16 protein-coding genes and 2 tRNA genes are annotated in these 15,910 nt (G+C 69.2%); 13 read left to right on the forward strand and 5 right to left on the reverse strand.

Translation table 11 applies throughout. The features are described from left to right. Positions 1–12 precede the first annotated feature (12 nt). The gene (locus KXR53_RS14910; RefSeq protein ID WP_437375980.1) at positions 13–717 is read left to right on the forward strand and encodes a DUF1045 domain-containing protein; all 705 of its coding nucleotides are present in this window, start codon (positions 13–15) and stop codon (positions 715–717) included. After that, on the forward strand, positions 714–1,256 hold the full coding sequence (locus KXR53_RS14915; RefSeq protein ID WP_437375981.1) for an MOSC domain-containing protein: 543 nt from the start codon (positions 714–716) through the stop codon (positions 1,254–1,256). The genes KXR53_RS14910 and KXR53_RS14915 overlap by 4 nt, the downstream gene beginning before the upstream one ends. Positions 1,257–1,438: 182 nt before the next feature. Here KXR53_RS14915 and poxB read toward each other — a convergent pair whose 3' ends face one another. Further along, positions 1,439–3,166, reverse strand: a complete 1,728-nt coding sequence (poxB, locus tag KXR53_RS14920; protein ID WP_437375983.1) for a ubiquinone-dependent pyruvate dehydrogenase — start codon at positions 3,164–3,166, stop codon at positions 1,439–1,441. Positions 3,167–3,373: 207 nt separating this feature from the next. On the opposite strand from poxB, the gene KXR53_RS14925 reads away from it, so the two are divergent. After that, positions 3,374–4,663 (forward strand): MFS transporter, encoded by a 1,290-nt coding sequence (locus KXR53_RS14925; protein ID WP_437375984.1) that lies wholly within the window; start codon positions 3,374–3,376, stop codon positions 4,661–4,663. A gap of 4 nt (positions 4,664–4,667) precedes the next feature. On the opposite strand, the gene KXR53_RS14930 is transcribed toward KXR53_RS14925, so the two are convergent. Continuing rightward, entirely contained in the window at positions 4,668–5,519 is an 852-nt protein-coding gene (locus KXR53_RS14930; protein WP_437375985.1) for a universal stress protein, read from the reverse strand. Between the two features lie 201 nt (positions 5,520–5,720). Here KXR53_RS14930 and KXR53_RS14935 point away from each other — a divergent pair, with 201 nt between their 5' ends. Further along, entirely contained in the window at positions 5,721–6,047 is a 327-nt protein-coding gene (locus KXR53_RS14935; RefSeq protein ID WP_437375986.1) for a hypothetical protein, read from the forward strand. A 10-nt stretch (positions 6,048–6,057) separates the two neighbouring features. Here KXR53_RS14935 and KXR53_RS14940 read toward each other — a convergent pair whose 3' ends face one another. The 3 genes from KXR53_RS14940 to KXR53_RS14950 all read right to left on the reverse strand — a co-directional run bounded on the left by KXR53_RS14940 (position 6,058) and on the right by KXR53_RS14950 (position 7,305). After that, positions 6,058–6,807 carry an endonuclease/exonuclease/phosphatase family protein gene (locus tag KXR53_RS14940; protein WP_437375987.1) on the reverse strand — a complete coding sequence of 250 codons (750 nt, stop codon included), beginning with the start codon at positions 6,805–6,807 and terminating at the stop codon, positions 6,058–6,060. A gap of 214 nt (positions 6,808–7,021) precedes the next feature. Continuing rightward, positions 7,022–7,097 (reverse strand) — tRNA-Asn (locus KXR53_RS14945). 134 nt (positions 7,098–7,231) lie between these two features. Continuing rightward, positions 7,232–7,305: transfer RNA gene (locus tag KXR53_RS14950), tRNA-Cys, on the reverse strand. A 209-nt stretch (positions 7,306–7,514) separates the two neighbouring features. On the opposite strand from KXR53_RS14950, the gene KXR53_RS14955 reads away from it, so the two are divergent. The 9 genes from KXR53_RS14955 (at position 7,515) to KXR53_RS14995 (ending at position 15,909) form a co-directional block, all read left to right on the forward strand. Next, positions 7,515–8,171, forward strand: coding sequence for a protein-L-isoaspartate O-methyltransferase family protein (locus KXR53_RS14955; RefSeq protein WP_437375988.1), 657 nt, complete (start codon positions 7,515–7,517; stop codon positions 8,169–8,171). A gap of 35 nt (positions 8,172–8,206) precedes the next feature. Then, complete coding sequence (locus KXR53_RS14960) at positions 8,207–8,530, forward strand: rhodanese-like domain-containing protein (protein ID WP_437375990.1); 324 nt, start codon at positions 8,207–8,209, stop codon at positions 8,528–8,530. A 2-nt stretch (positions 8,531–8,532) separates the two neighbouring features. Beyond that, positions 8,533–9,972 carry a TolC family outer membrane protein gene (locus KXR53_RS14965; RefSeq protein ID WP_437375992.1) on the forward strand — a complete coding sequence of 480 codons (1,440 nt, stop codon included), beginning with the start codon at positions 8,533–8,535 and terminating at the stop codon, positions 9,970–9,972. 145 nt (positions 9,973–10,117) lie between these two features. After that, positions 10,118–10,588 carry a DUF2497 domain-containing protein gene (locus KXR53_RS14970; protein WP_437375993.1) on the forward strand — a complete coding sequence of 157 codons (471 nt, stop codon included), beginning with the start codon at positions 10,118–10,120 and terminating at the stop codon, positions 10,586–10,588. 52 nt (positions 10,589–10,640) lie between these two features. Continuing rightward, positions 10,641–13,286 carry a valine--tRNA ligase gene (locus KXR53_RS14975; RefSeq protein ID WP_437375995.1) on the forward strand — a complete coding sequence of 882 codons (2,646 nt, stop codon included), beginning with the start codon at positions 10,641–10,643 and terminating at the stop codon, positions 13,284–13,286. A 276-nt stretch (positions 13,287–13,562) separates the two neighbouring features. Then, positions 13,563–14,003: a CBS domain-containing protein gene (locus KXR53_RS14980; protein WP_437375997.1), complete on the forward strand. Its 441-nt coding sequence runs from the start codon at positions 13,563–13,565 to the stop codon at positions 14,001–14,003. Beyond that, positions 14,000–14,437 (forward strand): DUF2267 domain-containing protein, encoded by a 438-nt coding sequence (locus tag KXR53_RS14985; protein WP_437375999.1) that lies wholly within the window; start codon positions 14,000–14,002, stop codon positions 14,435–14,437. The genes KXR53_RS14980 and KXR53_RS14985 overlap by 4 nt, the downstream gene beginning before the upstream one ends. 63 nt (positions 14,438–14,500) lie before the next feature. After that, entirely contained in the window at positions 14,501–15,109 is a 609-nt protein-coding gene (locus tag KXR53_RS14990) for an ArsR/SmtB family transcription factor (RefSeq protein ID WP_437376000.1), read from the forward strand. Beyond that, positions 15,100–15,909 (forward strand): SRPBCC family protein, encoded by an 810-nt coding sequence (locus KXR53_RS14995; protein ID WP_437376001.1) that lies wholly within the window; start codon positions 15,100–15,102, stop codon positions 15,907–15,909. The genes KXR53_RS14990 and KXR53_RS14995 overlap by 10 nt, the downstream gene beginning before the upstream one ends. Position 15,910 lies beyond the last annotated feature (1 nt).

Here is a 15,910-nt window from a genome sequence, read left to right on the forward strand (position 1 = left end):
TGAGATGACGATATGAACCGACGCTACGCGATCTATTTCGCGCCACCCCGGGGCTCGGCCCTGGCGGAGCTGGGGGCGGAGCTGCTGGGCCGCGACCCGGAGACGGGGCAGGGGCGGTTGCAGCCCCTTCTCGACGGCATCGATCCCGATCGGTTCCGGGACATCACCGCCGATCCCCGGCACTACGGCTTCCACGCCACGCTGAAGGCGCCGTTCGCCCTCGCCGAAGGCGTATCGGGCGAAGACCTGCACCGAGCCGTCGAGGCCTTCTCTGCAGGCCGGTCCCCGGCGACCGGCCCGGCGCTGGCGCTCGCCTCGATCGGCGGCTTCCTGGCCCTGGTGCCCTCGGCCCCGGCGCCGGCGGTCAATGCCCTGGCCGATGCCTGTGTCGAGGCCTTCGACCGGCTCCGGGCGCCGCTCACGGCATCCGAGCTGGAGCGGCGGCGCCGTTCGCCGCTGACCCCGGCACAGGACCGGCATCTCGAACGCTGGGGCTACCCCTATGTGTTCGAGGAGTTCCGCTTCCACATGACCCTGACCGCCCGCCTGACCGATGCGGCGGAGCATGACCGGGTCCGCGCCGTGCTGGCGGAGCGGACCGCCCGGGTCTGCCGCGACCCGCTGGTGATTGATGCGATCACGGTGTTCGAGCAGGACAGTCGGGGCGTGCCTTTCCACGTCACCGGACGCTATCCGCTGCGAGGGACTTCGGCATGAACGGGCTTGTGACCGCGGTCGGCCGCAGCGCCACCCATAGCTTCAGCAAGCCGGTGCTCGATTCGATCCGGCTCCTGGCCGGGCTGGGGGTCGAGGGCGACGCCCATATGGGAGAAACGGTGAAGCACCGGTCGCGGGTGGCGGTCGACCCGACCCAGCCCAATCTGCGCCAGGTGCATCTGATTCAGGCCGAGCTGCATGACGAGCTGGCGGCTGCCGGCTTCACGGTGGTGCCGGGGGATCTGGGCGAGAACGTCACCACCCGCGGCATCGACCTGCTCGCCCTGCCGACCGGCACGAAGCTGCGGCTCGGCGCCGAGGCCGTGGTCGAGATCACGGGCTTGCGCAACCCCTGCGCCCAGATCGACGGCTTCCGGCAGGGCCTGCTGAAGCTGGTCCTGGGCCGGGACGACGCCGGCAACCTGGTGCGCAAGGCCGGGGTGATGGGCATCGTCCTGGCCGACGGCGTCGTCCAACCGGGCGACCCGATCGGCATCGAGCTGCCGCCGGAACCGCACCGGCCGCTGGAGCGAGTCTGATATCAATCAGCGCAAATCATAACCCACACCCTTGTCGTCATCGCGAGGACCCCCGGCCTTGAGCCGGGGGGACGTGGCGATCCAGAGGCCGGTGCGAGCGGCCCTGGATGGCCACGCCCCTCCGGGGCTCGCCATGACAACGAAGGGCATTGGTTTTCTACTAGCGAGACCCGGCGCCGGGCCTACCGCCGCAGGTTGGTCTTCGCCAGCTCGATCAGCTCGCTGCCGCGGCCGTTGATCACGGCGCGCAGCATGTACATGCCGAAGCCGGCGACCTGGCTGGCCGAGACGGTGGGCGGCATCATCAGCTCCAGCTTGTTGGTGGCGACGTCGATCACGACCGGCCCGTCATGGTGCAGGCCGCGCCGCACCGCCTCCTCGACCTCGCCTGGATCCTCAACCCGGATGCCGTAGATGCCCATCGACTCCGCCATCGCGGCGAAGTTCGGGTTCTCCAGGTCGGTGTAGGTGTCGAGGAAGCCCGACGCCTTCATCTCCATCGCCACGAAGCCGAGTACGCCGTTGTTGTAGACAACCACCTTCACCGGCAGGTTCTGCTGCTTCAGCGTGATCAGGTCGCCCATCAGCATGGTCAGGCCACCGTCGCCGGACAGCGACACCACCTGGCGCTTCGGATAGGCTGCCTGGGCGCCGATCGCCTGGGGCAGGGCGTTGGCCATCGAGCCGTGGCTGAGCGAGCCGATCATCCGCCGCTTGCCGTTGACTTTGAGATAGCGCGCCGCCCACACCGCCGGCGTGCCGACATCGAAGGTGAAGACCGCGTCGTCGTCGGCCAGCTCGCTGACCAGCCGGGTCAGGTATTGCGGATGGATCGGCGGCCGGCCCGGCGTGCCGGTGGCAAGATCGTCCAGCCCCTCGCGCGATTTGACGTAGTCCTCCAGCGCCGCATCGAGATGGCTGCGGTCCTCCTTGACCTCCAGCCGCGGCAGCAGCGCCGCAATGGTCTCGCGCACGTCGCCGACCAGGCCGAGCTCCAGGCTGCAGCGCCGGCCGAGATTCTCGGCCCGGATGTCGACCTGGATGATACGGGCGTCGGCCGGATAGAACTGGCGGTAGGGGAAATCCGTGCCCAGCATCAGCAGCACGTCGCAGTTCATCATGGCGTAGTAGCCGGAGGCGAAGCCGATCAGCCCGGTCATGCCGACGTCGTAGGGATTGTCGTATTCGACGAACTCCTTGCCGCCGAAGGCGTGGACGATCGGGGCCTTCAGCGTCTCGGCCAGGCCCATCAGCGCCGCATGGGCGCCGGCGCAGCCACGGCCGCAGAACAGCGTCACCCGGCGCGCCTCGTTCAGCAGCGTTGCGGTCTTCTCGATCTCCGCCTCGGCCGGCACCACCACCGGCGGGGCCGGCAGCAGGAACAGGGAATGCCGCCGGTCGCCGATCTCCTGCAGCGCCACGTCGCCGGGGATGACGACAACGGCGACGCCGCGCTTGGCCACCGCTTCACGCATGGCGATCTCCAGCACGCCGGGCAGCTGCACCGGGTCGGAGACCAGCTCGCAGTAATGGCTGCATTCCTGGAACAGGGTCTGCGGATGGGTCTCCTGGAAATAGCCGCGGCCGATCTCGGAGCTCGGGATATGCGCGGCGATCGCCAGCACGGGCACGCGGTTGCGGTGGCAGTCGAACAGGCCGTTGATCAGGTGCAGATTGCCCGGCCCGCAGCTGCCGGCGCAGACCGCGAGTTCGCCGGTCAGATGGGCCTCGGCCCCGGCGGCGAAGGCGGCGACCTCCTCGTGCCGCACCCGGATCCAGTCGATCGTCTTCTTCCGCCGCAGGCTGTCGGTCAGCCCGTTCAGGGAATCGCCGACGATGCCGTAGATCCGCTTGACCCCTGCATCGGCCAGCATGTCGGCGATCAGATCGGCAACCGTTCTCTTGGCCAAGATCGGTCCTCCTGCCATCGGGTTGGGCTTCGGCATGATAGCCGGATGAGGCGCTGTCCGAAGCCAGAACGGTTCGATGACGGCTGCAACAGGTTTCGTGGACCCCGGCATGCGGGCGTAGCGCTGCCCGGCCGGACCGCTCTGCTCTACGGTCCCGATCTTGCACCTTTGGTAAGACAAATCGATCACCGAACGGCAGAGCCCGACATGACCCATGCCATCGCCGCCGACCTTCCGTCGAAGCGGCGCCTCAATGCCGGCGACTATCGTACCCTCGGCCTGGCCGCGCTCGGCGGCGCGCTGGAGTTCTACGATTTCGTGGTTTTCATCTACTTCGCGACCGCGGTCGGGCAGCTGTTCTTTCCGGCGGAGATTCCGGACTGGCTGCGCCAGTTCCAGACCTTCGGAATCTTCGCCGCCGGCTATCTGGTGCGGCCGCTGGGCGGGATCGTGATGGCGCATTTCGGCGACCGGCTGGGCCGCAAGCGGATGTTCACACTCAGCATCCTGCTGATGGCGGCGGCCACGCTCGGCATGGGGCTGCTGCCGACCTATGACCAGATCGGCATCTGGGCGCCGGTCGCCCTGCTGCTGCTCCGCCTCCTGCAGGGGGCGGCGATCGGCGGCGAGGTCCCCGGCGCCTGGGTGTTCGTGGCCGAGCACGTGCCGGCGAACCGCATCGGCTATGCCTGCGGCACGCTGACCGCAGGGCTGACCGCCGGCATCCTGCTGGGATCGGTGGTGGCGACGGTGATCAACGGCAGCTTCAGCCCGGCCGAGATCTCAGACTGGGCCTGGCGGCTGCCCTTCCTGCTCGGCGGCGCCTTCGGCCTGCTCTCGGTCCATCTGCGCCGGCTGCTGCATGAGACCCCGGTTTTCCGGGAGATGCAGGCCCGCAAGTCGCTGGCGGCGGAGCTGCCGCTGAAGGTCGTGGTACGCGACCATCCCGGCGCGGTGATCGTATCGATGCTGCTGACCTGGCTGCTGGCGGCCGCGATCGTGGTGGTGATCCTGATGACGCCGGCGCTGCTGGCGAAGCTGAACGGCGTGCCGCTGCCGCTGGCGCTTGAGGCGAACACACTGGCCACGCTGTGCTTGCTGATCGGCTGCATCGCCGCCGGCGCCATCATCGACCGGATCGGCGCCGGCCGCTTCTTCGCCCTCGGCAGCCTGCTGCTCGGCCTCGGCACCTGGCTGTTCTACACCTGGGGCGCCGCCGATCCCGGGCTGCTGCTGCCCAGCTACGCTCTGGTCGGCCTGCTGGTCGGCGTCGTCGGTGGCGTGCCCTTCGTCATGGTCCGCGCCTTCCCGGCGGCGGTCCGCTTCAGCGGCCTGTCCTTTTCCTACAACGTCGCCTACGCGGTGTTCGGCGGCCTGACGCCGCTGGTGATCCCGGCGCTGCTGGCGCTGAATCCGCTGGCGCACCTCTATTACATGCTCGCGCTCTGCCTCCTCGGCTGCGCCATCGGCCTGTGGCTGATGCGGCGGGACGGTTGAGGCCTCAGCGCAGCATCAGCACCGGGACCAGGCACGACCGCACCATCGCCGTGGTGGTGCTGCCGATGATCAGGTTGCGGATGCGGGAATGGCCGTAGGCGCCCATCACCAGCAGGTCGATCGACGCCTCCGTCACCTCGGTCGCGATCACAGCCTCCGGCTCCCCCGGCAGAATCCGGGCGCGAATATTCCAGCCGGCGTCGCGCAGCCTGGTCTCGGCCGCGTCCAGCTTGGCCTCGGCCTCCTCGTCGGGGCTGCCGGCCATCAGCAGCTCGCCCTCCAGCCCGCGCAGCAGCTGGCCGTTGGCGATCAGGTCGACCGCCTTGGTCACGCTCGGGCCGCCATCGAAGGCGATCAGGAAGCGCCGGACAGGCTTGAAGGCGCGGGCGGCGACCAGCACCGGCTTCTTCGCGGCGCGCGCCACACGCTCGAGATTCGAGCCGAGATGCAGCTTCGCGAAGTCGGCCGCCTCGCCGCGCTTGCCGACGACGATCAGGCTGGCGTCGGCTTCGAATTCGCCGACCGTCTCGACCAGATCGCCGTTGTAGAGATGGGTCTCGACATCGGCGACGCCGGCCTCCTTCAGCCGGTTGCGGCCTTCGTCCAGGATCAGCCGGCCGCGCTTCTGAGACAGGCTGGCCCGCTGTTCGTCCATGGCGGCCAACTCGGCCAGGATGTCCTGGGAATAGGCGACCAGGGTGCCGCTGATGTCGACCGGGATGGTCGATACCTCGCGCCGACCCAGCACATGCAGCAGCTCGACCGGCTGGTTCAGCCGCGATGCGGCCCAGGCCGACAGATCGCAGACGCTTTGGGAATAGATCGAGCCGTCGATACAGGCGAGCACCTTGGCCATGCCATCGACTCCCTATGGGCCGCTCCCGCTCCGGGCCGCTCGGCGACACTGGAAGACTGACTCAATGCCGATGCCGACTCAACAATCTGGGGTGGTGGCCGCGCCGAGCCAAGATCGAGGCGGACCGAGCGTCACGGGCACCGGAACCCTCGATCATCGTGGGCCGTAGACCAGCAAGACTATGCGAGACAGGAGGACGTCATGTCCGAGAGTGCGAGGGAAAAGCTGGTCGATTTCGTCACCAGGCGCGCCTTCGACCCGGTCCTCAAGGCCCAGGCCGAGGGCCGGTCCGAGGCGGAGAGACGCAGGCTGGAGCATGTGCAGAAGGCGACCCGTGCCGAGATCGAGCGCTTTCGCGGCTACGGCTCGGCCCGGGAGGTGGTGGTGAACTTCAAGCGGGACCTGGATTCGGAGCCGGCGCGGAAGGTGCATGCCGAGCTGAAATCGCTGGGCCTGCCGACGATCAACGACATCCAGGACGAGTTCGAGTCGCTGGCGCAGGAGCTGGGCGTCGACGCCTCCCGCTGAGCGGGACGCGTCAGGCGGCTTCCGACAGCGGCGCAGACGCGTCGGGCAGGGCGGCGGCCAGATCGACCACGGCCTTGAGCGGCAGATGGTCCGACGCGATGCGCGACAGCGGGCTGCGATGGACCTGCACCGAGCGGAGCACGCCCTGCGGCCAGCCGAGGATTCGGTCGAGCGAGACCAGGGGCAGCGGAGCCGGGAAGCTGGGCGGGCTCGCGTCGAGCGGCCCGAACAGCGCGCCGAGCGGCTGCAGGGAGGAGCGCCGTCCGGGGCGCCATTCGTTGAGGTCGCCGACCAGCAGCGTCGGCATGCTTTCGCCTTCGGCGATCTCCTCGATGATCGCGGCGGCCTGGCGCATCCGGCAGCGGCGCAGCAGGCCGAAATGGGCGGCGATCACCCGCAGGCGGCCGGCCGGCAGCGCCAGCTCCGTGACGATCGCCCCGCGCGGCTCGGCCCCCGGCAGCGACAGGCGGCGCAGGCGGGTGACCACGCCCTCCCGCACCAGGAGCGCGTTGCCGTGCCAGCCATGGCCGTCGGGCAGGTCGGAGACATGCACCAGATGCAGGCCGCTGTCGCGGCGCAGCGTCTCGGCGTCGAGCAGGCCGGAGCGCCGGCCGAACCGGCGGTCGACCTCCTGCAGCGCCACGACATCAGCGCCGAGCTCGGCGATCACCGCGGCGATGCGCAGCGGATCGAAGCGGCGGTCCAGGCCGACGCATTTGTGCACGTTGTAGGAGCCGACCGCGATCGGCCGGACGGGCACCGTCTCGGTCGGTGGCGGAGGAAGGAGGCCGGGGCGGGAAGACGCGTCGTACGGGGCCATCTCGGTTCCGGAAAGCCGGGACCGTTCTGACAACGCCCGGAAGCGCTTTCCATCTAATGGATCGGCCGGTCCGTGCCAAGACGCTGCGACGGAATGTACCGCCTGCCGGCCGACATGGCCGTCACATCGATGGACATGAAGTGGTGAGGAAAAGTGGCTCCCTGGACTGGACTCGAACCAGTGACCCGCTGATTAACAGTCAGCTGCTCTACCGACTGAGCTACCAGGGAACACGAGCGCCGGATCGCTCCGGGCTGTCGGTGGCGCGGCTTATAGCAACCTCGCCCCGCCCTGCCAAGCCTCACTTGCGCTTCCGATGACACTTTTTGGAGGCGCGGGTTCGGCCGGCACTCCGGCGGGCCGTTGGAGGCGCGAGCCGGAATCGAACCGGCGTGCACGGATTTGCAGTCCGCTGCTTGACCACTCAGCCATCGCGCCCCGACGGCGGCCCCCGTATATCGTCCGCCGAGAAGCAGGGTCAAGAGACGAACGCGCCGAATGTTGCGACCTTGCTCGTCCGGTCCGGCATCACCGGCCGGCATCAGAGCGATTGTGTTGCGAGCGCGAAGGCCGATATAACCGCTGCGTTTGAGCCCGCGGCGGCCGTCCGGCCGCTCCGGCTCCCTGTTTTCGGATACCGGATCGCCATGGTCGACTACGCAGCCGCCCGCCTCAACATGGTCGAAGGGCAGATCAAGCCCAACAAGGTCATCGACCAGGCCCTGATCGACGCCATGATGGCCATCCCGCGCGAACGCTTCGTGCCGGCCGAGCGGCGCGGCGTCGCCTATGTCGACGAGGATGTGGCGATCGGCGGCGGCCGGGTGCTGATGGAGCCGCGGGTTCTCGGCCGGTTGCTGAACGACGCCCGGATCACGCCCGACACCCGGGTGCTGATCGTCGGCGCCGGCACCGGCTACAGCGCGGCGGTCGTCGCCCGCTACGCCGGCCGGGTGGTCGCGCTGGAGGAGGACAAGGCACTGCTGGCCACCGCGCGCGGCGTGCTGGCCGAGCTCGGTGTCCAGGGCGTGACCCTGGCCGAGGGACGGCTGACGGAGGGCTGGCCGGCCGAAGGACCCTACGACGTCATTCTGATCGATGGCGCGGTGGCGGAGGTGCCGGCGGCGCTGATCGCGCAGCTGGCGCCCGGTGGCCGCCTCCTCACAGTGGTGGATGACGGGGATGGCGTCGGCCGTGCTATGCTGGTCGGCGCGATCGATGGAGTCGCGTCGCAGCGTCCGCTGTTCGACGCGACGACGGCGATCCTACCGGGTTTCGAGCGCAAGCCGGCCTTCCAGTTCTGAGCGCCGGTTTCTGGGAATAGATGGCGGGGCATCGGGTGCAGCAATTCGAGATCGACGTGGCGACCTTGGCGGCCTGGCGACGCGCCGGCGCCGGGCATTGCCTCGTCGATGTGCGCGAGCCGCAGGAGCTGGCGCTGTGCCGGATCGAGGGCTCGCTCGACATCCCGATGGGTGAGATTCCGGGACGGTTGGAGGAGATTCCGGGCGATCGCCCGGTGATCGTCATGTGTCACCACGGGGGGCGCAGCGCGCAGGTGGTGCGGTGGCTTTCGGCGAGGGGCATGGACAACGTGGTCAATCTGCGCGGCGGCATCGACGCCTGGGCGCGCGAGATCGACCCAACCATGGGACGGTATTGACGATGACACGATTTGGACGGTTCGGGCTCTCCACCGCGGTGTTGTCCGCCCTGCTGGCGCTGGGCTCTGCCCCGGCCTCGGCCCAGTCGATGATGGAGGCGCTGGCCTCGGCCTACGCCACCAACCCGGACCTCGCGGCTGACATCGCCCAGCTGAAGGCGACCAACGAGGGCATCGCCCAGGCCCTGTCCGGCTACCGGCCGCAGATCAGCGCCGACGCCAGCATCTCAAGCGAGTTCACCAACACGACCAGCGAATTCCGCCAAAGGGGGACCCCCCTTCAGGCTGGCGGGACGCAGGGCAATTGGCATGAGGTCAACCCGGCCACGCTCGGCATCACCGTCACGCAGAACATCTATAACGGCGGCCGCACCCAGGCCGCGGTCAACCAGGCCGAGAACACGATCATGGCCACCCGGGCGGTGGTCCAGACGACGGAGCAGACGGTGCTGCTGGACGCGGCGACCGCCTATGCCGACGTGGTCCAGGCCCAGGCGGCGCTCGACGTGCAGCGGAACAACGAGGCGGTGCTGCGCCGGCAGCTGCAAGCGACCCAGGACCGGTTCAATGTCGGCGAGGTGACTCGCACCGATGTCAGCCAGGCCGAGGCCAGCCTGGCCAGCGCCGTCGCCGGCCGGATCGAGGCCGAAGGCACGCTGCGCGCCAGCCGCGCGGTGTTCGAGCGCATCATCGGCCAGCCGCCGGGGACGCTGGAGACGCCGACGGTGCCGGCCGGGCTGCCGACCTCGATGCAGGACGCGATCCAGAAGGCTCAGGCGAATTTCCCGGGCATCGTCGCGGCGGTGTTCAGCGAGCGGGCGGCGGCCGACAACATCGACCTGCAGTTCGGCGCGCTGCTGCCGTCGCTGGACGTGCAGGCACGGATCCAGCGACAGTATTCTACGGTCACGCATCCCAGGCCGTATCCTCCGTTCAATAGCAGTTCGCAATCGCGCATCGACTCGGCCGCGATCGTCGCCCAGCTGACCATCCCGCTGTATTCCCAGGGCAACCAGGAATCCCTGGTGCGCCAGGCGCGCTACACCCACGGCCAGCGGCGGATCCAGATCGAGTCGCAGCGGCGCCAGGCGATCCAGAGTGCCGTCCAGTCCTGGCAGGCGCTGGTGACGGCGCGGGCGGCGATCAAGTCATTCCAGGCCGCGGTCAGGGCCGAGGAGTTGGCGGTGGAAGGCCTGCAGCAGGAGGCGCAGGTCGGGTCGCGCACCGTGCTCGACGTGCTGACCGAGCAGCAGAACCTGCTCGAGGCGCAGCTCAGCCTGGTGCAGGCGCGGCGCAACGAGGTGGTCGCCGGCTATCAGCTCCGCAACGCCGTCGGCACGCTGACTGCGCGCGACATGGCGCTGGCGGTCAAGGTCTATGATCCGGAGCCGGACTACCAGAAGACCCGCGCCCGCTGGTGGGGGACCTCGATCGACGAGTGAAAATGTGCCCCGGGATGACTGGGGCAGGCCTGTTTCTGTCATTGCCGGGCTTGACCCGGCAATCCAGAGTGTGTCGACAGTCTCTGGATGCCCGGATCAAGTCCGGGCATGACCATGTGATGGAAAATGGAAGACGACCGAGAGGATGAGCGAGACGCGGGCACAGCAGGAGCCGTCGATGGAGGAGATCCTGGCCTCCATCCGGCGGATGATCACCGAGGACGATCCGGCGCGCGGCCGGGCCGCCCCGGCCGATTCTGCGCGGGCCCAGGCAGCCGCGTCCTCGCCGGCCGATGACGACGTGCTGGAACTGACCGAGGCGCTGGACGATCCGCGGCCTGCCGCCCCTCCGCCGTCTGCCGCGGCTGAAGCGGCCGAGGACGAGCCGGTGGTCTCTCCGGCCAGCGCCAGCGCCGCGCTTGCGGCCCTGGCCCGGCTGAGCGCCGCGGCCCCGCCGGCGGCGACGGTGCACAAGGGCCAGACGGTGGACGATCTGGTGCGCGAATTGCTGCGGCCGATGCTGAAGGAATGGCTCGACGCCAACCTGCCGCGGCTGGTCGAGCAGGCGGTGGAGCGGGAGGTATCCCGCATCGCCAGCGGCGCCGTACGGCGCTGATCCTCCGCTCCGCCACCCATCGCCAGACATTCAAGAACACGGAAGACCAGCCATGCTGGACAAGACTTACGGGCCGCGCGAGGTCGAGGCCAAGCTGTACCCCGAGTGGGAGGGCAGCGGCGCCTTTGCCAACAACGTCCAGTCGAACGCGGCGCCCTTCACCATCATGATGCCGCCGCCGAACGTGACCGGCAGCCTGCATATGGGCCATGCCTTCAACATGACCCTGCAGGACGTGCTGACGCGCTTCAACCGCCGGCGCGGCCGTGACGCGCTGTGGCAGCCCGGCACCGACCATGCCGGCATCGCCACCCAGATGGTGGTGGAGCGCGAGCTGGCGAAGGAAGGCGTGCGCCGCCAGGATCTCGGCCGCGATGGCTTTCTGGAGCGGGTCTGGGAGTGGAAGGCGCAGTCCGGCGGCGCCATCACCAGCCAGCTCCGCCGCCTCGGCGCCACCCCGAACTGGTCGCGCGAGCGCTTCACCATGGACGAGGGCCTGTCCCGCGCCGTGGTCAAGGTGTTCGTGCAGCTGCATCGCGAGGGGCTGATCTATCGCGACAAGCGGCTGGTCAACTGGGACCCGAAGCTGCGCACCTCGGTCTCCGACCTCGAGGTCGAGCAGAAGGAGACCAAGGGCCATCTCTGGCACTTCCGCTATCCGATCGAAGGCCAGGAGGGCCGGTATATCGTGGTGGCGACGACGCGGCCGGAGACGATGCTGGGCGACACCGCCGTCGCCGTGCATCCGGATGACGAGCGCTACAAGGACCTGGTCGGCAAGCATGCGATCCTGCCGCTGGTCGGCCGGCGCATCCCGATCGTGGCCGACGAGTACTCCGACCCCGAGAAGGGCTCGGGCGCGGTGAAGATCACCCCGGCGCATGACTTCAACGATTTCGAGGTCGGCCGCCGCCACGACCTGCCGCTGATCAATATCCTCGACGAGGAGGCGCGGCTGAACGACCAGGTGCCGGAGGCCTATCGCGGCCTCGACCGGTACGAAGCCCGCAAGCGCGTGGTCGCCGATCTCGAGGCGCTGGGCCTGGTCGAGACCATCGAGGACCATGTCCATTCGGTGCCGCATGGCGACCGCGGCGGCGTGCCGATCGAGCCGTTCCTGACCGAGCAGTGGTACCTGAAGGCCGAGGTGCTGGCGAAGCCGGCGATCGAGGCGGTGGAGCAGGGCCGCACGGTGCTGCTGCCGAAGATGGCGGAGGGCATCTTCTTCGAGTGGATGCGCAACATCCAGCCCTGGTGCATCAGCCGGCAGCTGTGGTGGGGCCACCAGATCCCGGCCTGGTATGGGCCGGACGGCACGATCTTCGTCGAGGAGAGCGAGGCCGAGGCCAAGGCGGCGGCCGAGGCCCATTACGGCAAGCCGGTCGAGCTGCGGCGCGAGACCGACGTGCTCGACACCTGGTTCTCCTCCGCCCTGTGGCCGTTCTCGACCCTGGGCTGGCCGGATCAGACGCCGGAGCTGCAGCGCTACTACCCCGGCGACGTGCTGATCACCGGCTTCGACATCATCTTCTTCTGGGTCGCCCGGATGATGATGATGGGCATCCATTTCATGGGCGAGGTGCCGTTCCGCACCGTGTACTTCCACTCCCTGGTCCGCGACGAGAAGGGCCAGAAGATGTCGAAGTCCAAGGGCAACGTCATCGACCCGCTGGAACTGGTCGACCGCTACGGCGCCGACGCGCTGCGCATGACCCTGGTGTCGCTGGCCGCCGGCCGCGACATCAAGCTGGGGCCGCAGCAGGTCGAGGGTTACCGCAACTTCGCCACCAAGCTGTGGAACGCCGCCCGCTTCTGCGAGATGAACGAGTGCTGGCCGGTGCCGGGCTACGACCCGGCGGCGAACCGGCTGACGCTCAACCGCTGGATCGTCGGCGAGGTGGCGAAGACCGCGGAGAAGGCGGCCGCGGCGCTGGAGGGCTTCCGCTTCAGCGAGGCGGCGCAGGCGCTCTACCAGTTCACCTGGGCCGGCTTCTGCGACTGGTATCTCGAATTCGCCAAGCCGGTCTTCGCCGGTGACGACGAGGCGGCCAAGGCTGAGACCCGCGCCACCGCCGCCTGGGCGCTGGAGCAGATCCTGCACCTGCTCAACCCGATCATGCCGTTCGAGACCGAGGAGCTGTGGCGCCACCTCGCCGACCGCGGCGGCGCCACCCTGGTGACCCAGCCCTGGCCGGACTACCCGGCCGGCCTGGTCGATCCGCAGGCGGCGGCCGAGATGGACTGGGTGATCCGGCTGATCTCGGCGATCCGCACCATCCGCTCGGAGATGAACGTGCCGCCGGCGGCCGAGCTGACGGCGACGCTGCGCGACGCCGCGGCGGAGACGAAGCGGCGGCTCGACACCCACGGCGCGCTGATCCGCCGCCTGGCCCGCCTGGCCTCGATCGAGGTGTCGGACGCGGTGCCGGAGAAGGGGGCCGCCCAGGCGGTGATCGACGAGTCCACGCTGGTCCTGCCGCTGGCCGGGATCATCGATCTCGACAAGGAGCGGGCGCGGCTGACCAAGGAGATCGAGAAGAACGCCACCGAGGTCGAGAAGATCGACCGCAAGCTCGGCAACGCGCAGTTCCTCGAGAAAGCCCCGGACGAGGTGGTGGAGGAGCAGCGCGAGCGCCGGGCCGAGGCCCAGGTCGCAATCGAACGGCTGCAGCAGGCGCTGACGCGCGTCTCCGACTGAGCTGCGCGTCAGATCATTTTGCTTTTGCGCTCGTCATCCCCGCGAAAGCGGGGATCTCGTCCTGTCTCAGCCGGATGCAGATTCCCGCTTTCACGGGAATGACCTCGGGGGAGATAGGGCGTCAGCTTTCCTGCGGGTGAAGATAAGGGAACCGGCCGCGGGTGGCGGCTCGTTGACCCTGTAGAGCGGGGCGCGCGGGGGCGCGGAACGCCGCCGCCCCTCCTCGCGATCCGCCGCATTCCCCAACCGGACGGCCGTGGGCCGAGGGAGAGCGCCATGAGGATAGCCGAGGTGATGACCAGCGATGTCGCGGTGGTGCGTCCGAAGGACAGCATCCGCCACGCGGCCCAGAGGATGGATGAGCTGAACGTCGGGTCCCTGCCGGTGTGCGACGGCAAGCGGCTGGTCGGCATGATCACCGACCGCGACATCACCGTCCGCGTCACGGCCGCGGGGCGCAACCCCGAAGACACCCCGGTGTCGGATGCGATGTCCCAGGATGTTCGCTGGTGCTGGACCGACGACGACGTCGAGGAGGTGTCGGAGCTGATGGGCGAAGCCCAGGTCCGTCGAATCCCGGTGATCAACGCCGACAAGCAGCTGGTTGGCATGGTGTCGCTTGGCGACCTGTCGACCAAGCACGCGCCCGGGGCGGCCGAGACGCTGGAAGAGGTCTCGACGCCGTCGGCGCCGGACCGGAGCAGGAGAGGGGCATGAGCGCGACCGGCCTCGACGTATTCGACAAGACGCTGCAGACGACCAACATCTGGCTGAACGAAATCGGCGAGACGCTAGGGCCGGACCGGCAGCGCTGCTACCACGCGCTGCGCGCCGTCCTGCAGACCCTGCGGGACCGGCTGCCCGTGGAATCGGCGGCCCATCTCTCGGCCCAGCTGCCGATGCTGGTGCGCGGCATCTTCTATGACGGCTACCACCCGGCGAGCACGCCCGACACGATGCGGAGCGAGGATGAATTCCTGCAGCGGATCGCGGCGCGGCTCGATGGCGTCCGGCCGATCGACTCGGGCGACGCGGCCCGCGCCGTGTTCGGCGTCCTGAAGCGCCACCTGCCGGAGGGTTCGATGCGCCACCTGATCGACACGCTGCCCGCGGAGATCCGGCGCCTGTTCCCGCAGCAAGCCGTGCAATGACGCCCGTCCCGGCCGGCCTGATCCAGCCTTGACAAAAAAAGTTGTCAAGGCTGGAATGGGCGCATGCTGGATGTGGACGTCATCGATGACCCGGCGGCGGCGGCCGCCGCCTTGGAGCCGGTCCGCAGCCGGTTGCTGGCGGAGCTGGCCGAGCCGGCTTCGGCCGCCGGGCTGGCCGCGCGGCTGGGTATGCCGCGGCAGAAGGTGAACTATCACCTGCGCGCGCTCGAGGCGCACCGGCTGGTCCGTGAGTCGGAGACGCGGCGTTGGGGCGGGCTGACCGAGCGCCTGTACGTGGCCACCGCCACCTCCTACATCGTCTCGCCGCAAGCGCTGGGGCCGGTCGCCGCCGATCCCGGGCGGACCTCCGACCGCCTGTCCGCCAGCTATCTGATCGCGCTGGCCGCCCGCATCATGCGCGAGGTCACCGGGCTGTGGCGCAGCGCCATCCGCGCCGAGAAGCGGCTGGCGACCCTCTCCATCGACACCGAGATCCGCTTCTCATCGCCGGCGGACCGCGCCGCCTTCACCCAGGAGCTCACGACGTCGATCGCCGCCCTGGCGGCGCGGTACCACAACGCGTCGGCACCGGGGGGGCGCGACCATCGCCTGGTGCTGATGGCGTACCCCAAACCCGCCGACCAGCCGGGAAAGGAACAGACATGCCAGTGAAGAGCGACGCGAAGCGGCGCTGGGTCGAGCTCGAGGTGCTGCTGCCCGGAACGCCGGAGCAGGTGTGGCAGGCGATCGCGACCGGCCCCGGCCTCAGCGCCTGGTTCACCGCCACCACGGTCGAGGAGCGGGTCGGCGGGGCCATCCGCTTCGAATTCGGCGAAGGCATGGCCTCCGCCGGCACCGTTACCGTCTGGGAGCCTCCGTTCCGCTTCGCCTATGAGGAGCGCGGCTGGAGCAGCGAGGCGCCGCCGCTGGCGACGGAATGCGTCATCACCAGCCGGTCGGGCGACACCTGCGTCCTCCGGCTCGTCCACAGCCTGTTCACGTCCGAAGGCAGCTGGGACGACGAGATGGAGGGGTTCGAGTCCGGCTGGCCCGGCTTCTTCGAGGTGCTGCGGGCCTATCTCGCGCGCTTCGCCGGAATGCGGGGCGCCGCGGCAAGGGCCATGGGCATGCATCCGGGGTCCGATCTCGACGCCTGGACCGATCTGGTCGGGCGGCTCGGGCTGGCCGGGGCGAATGTCGGCGAGCGGCGGAACACGCCGGACGGCGCCCCGGCGCTCGCCGGGACGGTGGAGCGCGTCCAGCAGGACGCCAAGTCCCGCGAGATCATGCTGCTGCTGGAGCAACCGGCGCCCGGCATCGCCCTGATCGGCATCCACAACTGGCAGGGCCGGACCCGAGTGCCGATCAGCGCCTTCTTCTACGGCGACCGGGCCGGCGACGTCGCGGCCCGGGTCGAGGCGGAGCTGAGAGCCTGGATGACCAAGCATTTTCCGGAGAAGGAAGGGGAATAGC

This window comes from Inquilinus limosus (genome assembly GCF_051487185.1).
Taxonomy (GTDB): Bacteria; Pseudomonadota; Alphaproteobacteria; order DSM-16000; family Inquilinaceae; genus Inquilinus; species Inquilinus limosus_F.

Excerpts from the sequence above, each read along its gene's own strand:
- KXR53_RS14975 (WP_437375995.1), top strand. The coding sequence starts at position 10,641 with ATGCTGGACAAGACTTACGGGCCGCGCGAGGTCGAGGCCAAGCTGTAC.
- KXR53_RS14930 (WP_437375985.1), bottom strand. The coding sequence starts at position 5,519 with ATGGCCAAGGTGCTCGCCTGTATCGACGGCTCGATCTATTCCCAAAGC.
- KXR53_RS14910 (WP_437375980.1), top strand. The coding sequence starts at position 13 with ATGAACCGACGCTACGCGATCTATTTCGCGCCACCCCGGGGCTCGGCC.
- KXR53_RS14955 (WP_437375988.1), top strand. The coding sequence starts at position 7,515 with ATGGTCGACTACGCAGCCGCCCGCCTCAACATGGTCGAAGGGCAGATC.
- KXR53_RS14985 (WP_437375999.1), top strand. The coding sequence starts at position 14,000 with ATGAGCGCGACCGGCCTCGACGTATTCGACAAGACGCTGCAGACGACC.
- KXR53_RS14965 (WP_437375992.1), top strand. The coding sequence starts at position 8,533 with ATGACACGATTTGGACGGTTCGGGCTCTCCACCGCGGTGTTGTCCGCC.
- KXR53_RS14935 (WP_437375986.1), top strand. The coding sequence starts at position 5,721 with ATGTCCGAGAGTGCGAGGGAAAAGCTGGTCGATTTCGTCACCAGGCGC.
- KXR53_RS14995 (WP_437376001.1), top strand. The coding sequence starts at position 15,100 with ATGCCAGTGAAGAGCGACGCGAAGCGGCGCTGGGTCGAGCTCGAGGTG.
- KXR53_RS14970 (WP_437375993.1), top strand. The coding sequence starts at position 10,118 with ATGAGCGAGACGCGGGCACAGCAGGAGCCGTCGATGGAGGAGATCCTG.
- KXR53_RS14990 (WP_437376000.1), top strand. The coding sequence starts at position 14,501 with ATGCTGGATGTGGACGTCATCGATGACCCGGCGGCGGCGGCCGCCGCC.
- KXR53_RS14925 (WP_437375984.1), top strand. The coding sequence starts at position 3,374 with ATGACCCATGCCATCGCCGCCGACCTTCCGTCGAAGCGGCGCCTCAAT.
- KXR53_RS14915 (WP_437375981.1), top strand. The coding sequence starts at position 714 with ATGAACGGGCTTGTGACCGCGGTCGGCCGCAGCGCCACCCATAGCTTC.
- KXR53_RS14980 (WP_437375997.1), top strand. The coding sequence starts at position 13,563 with ATGAGGATAGCCGAGGTGATGACCAGCGATGTCGCGGTGGTGCGTCCG.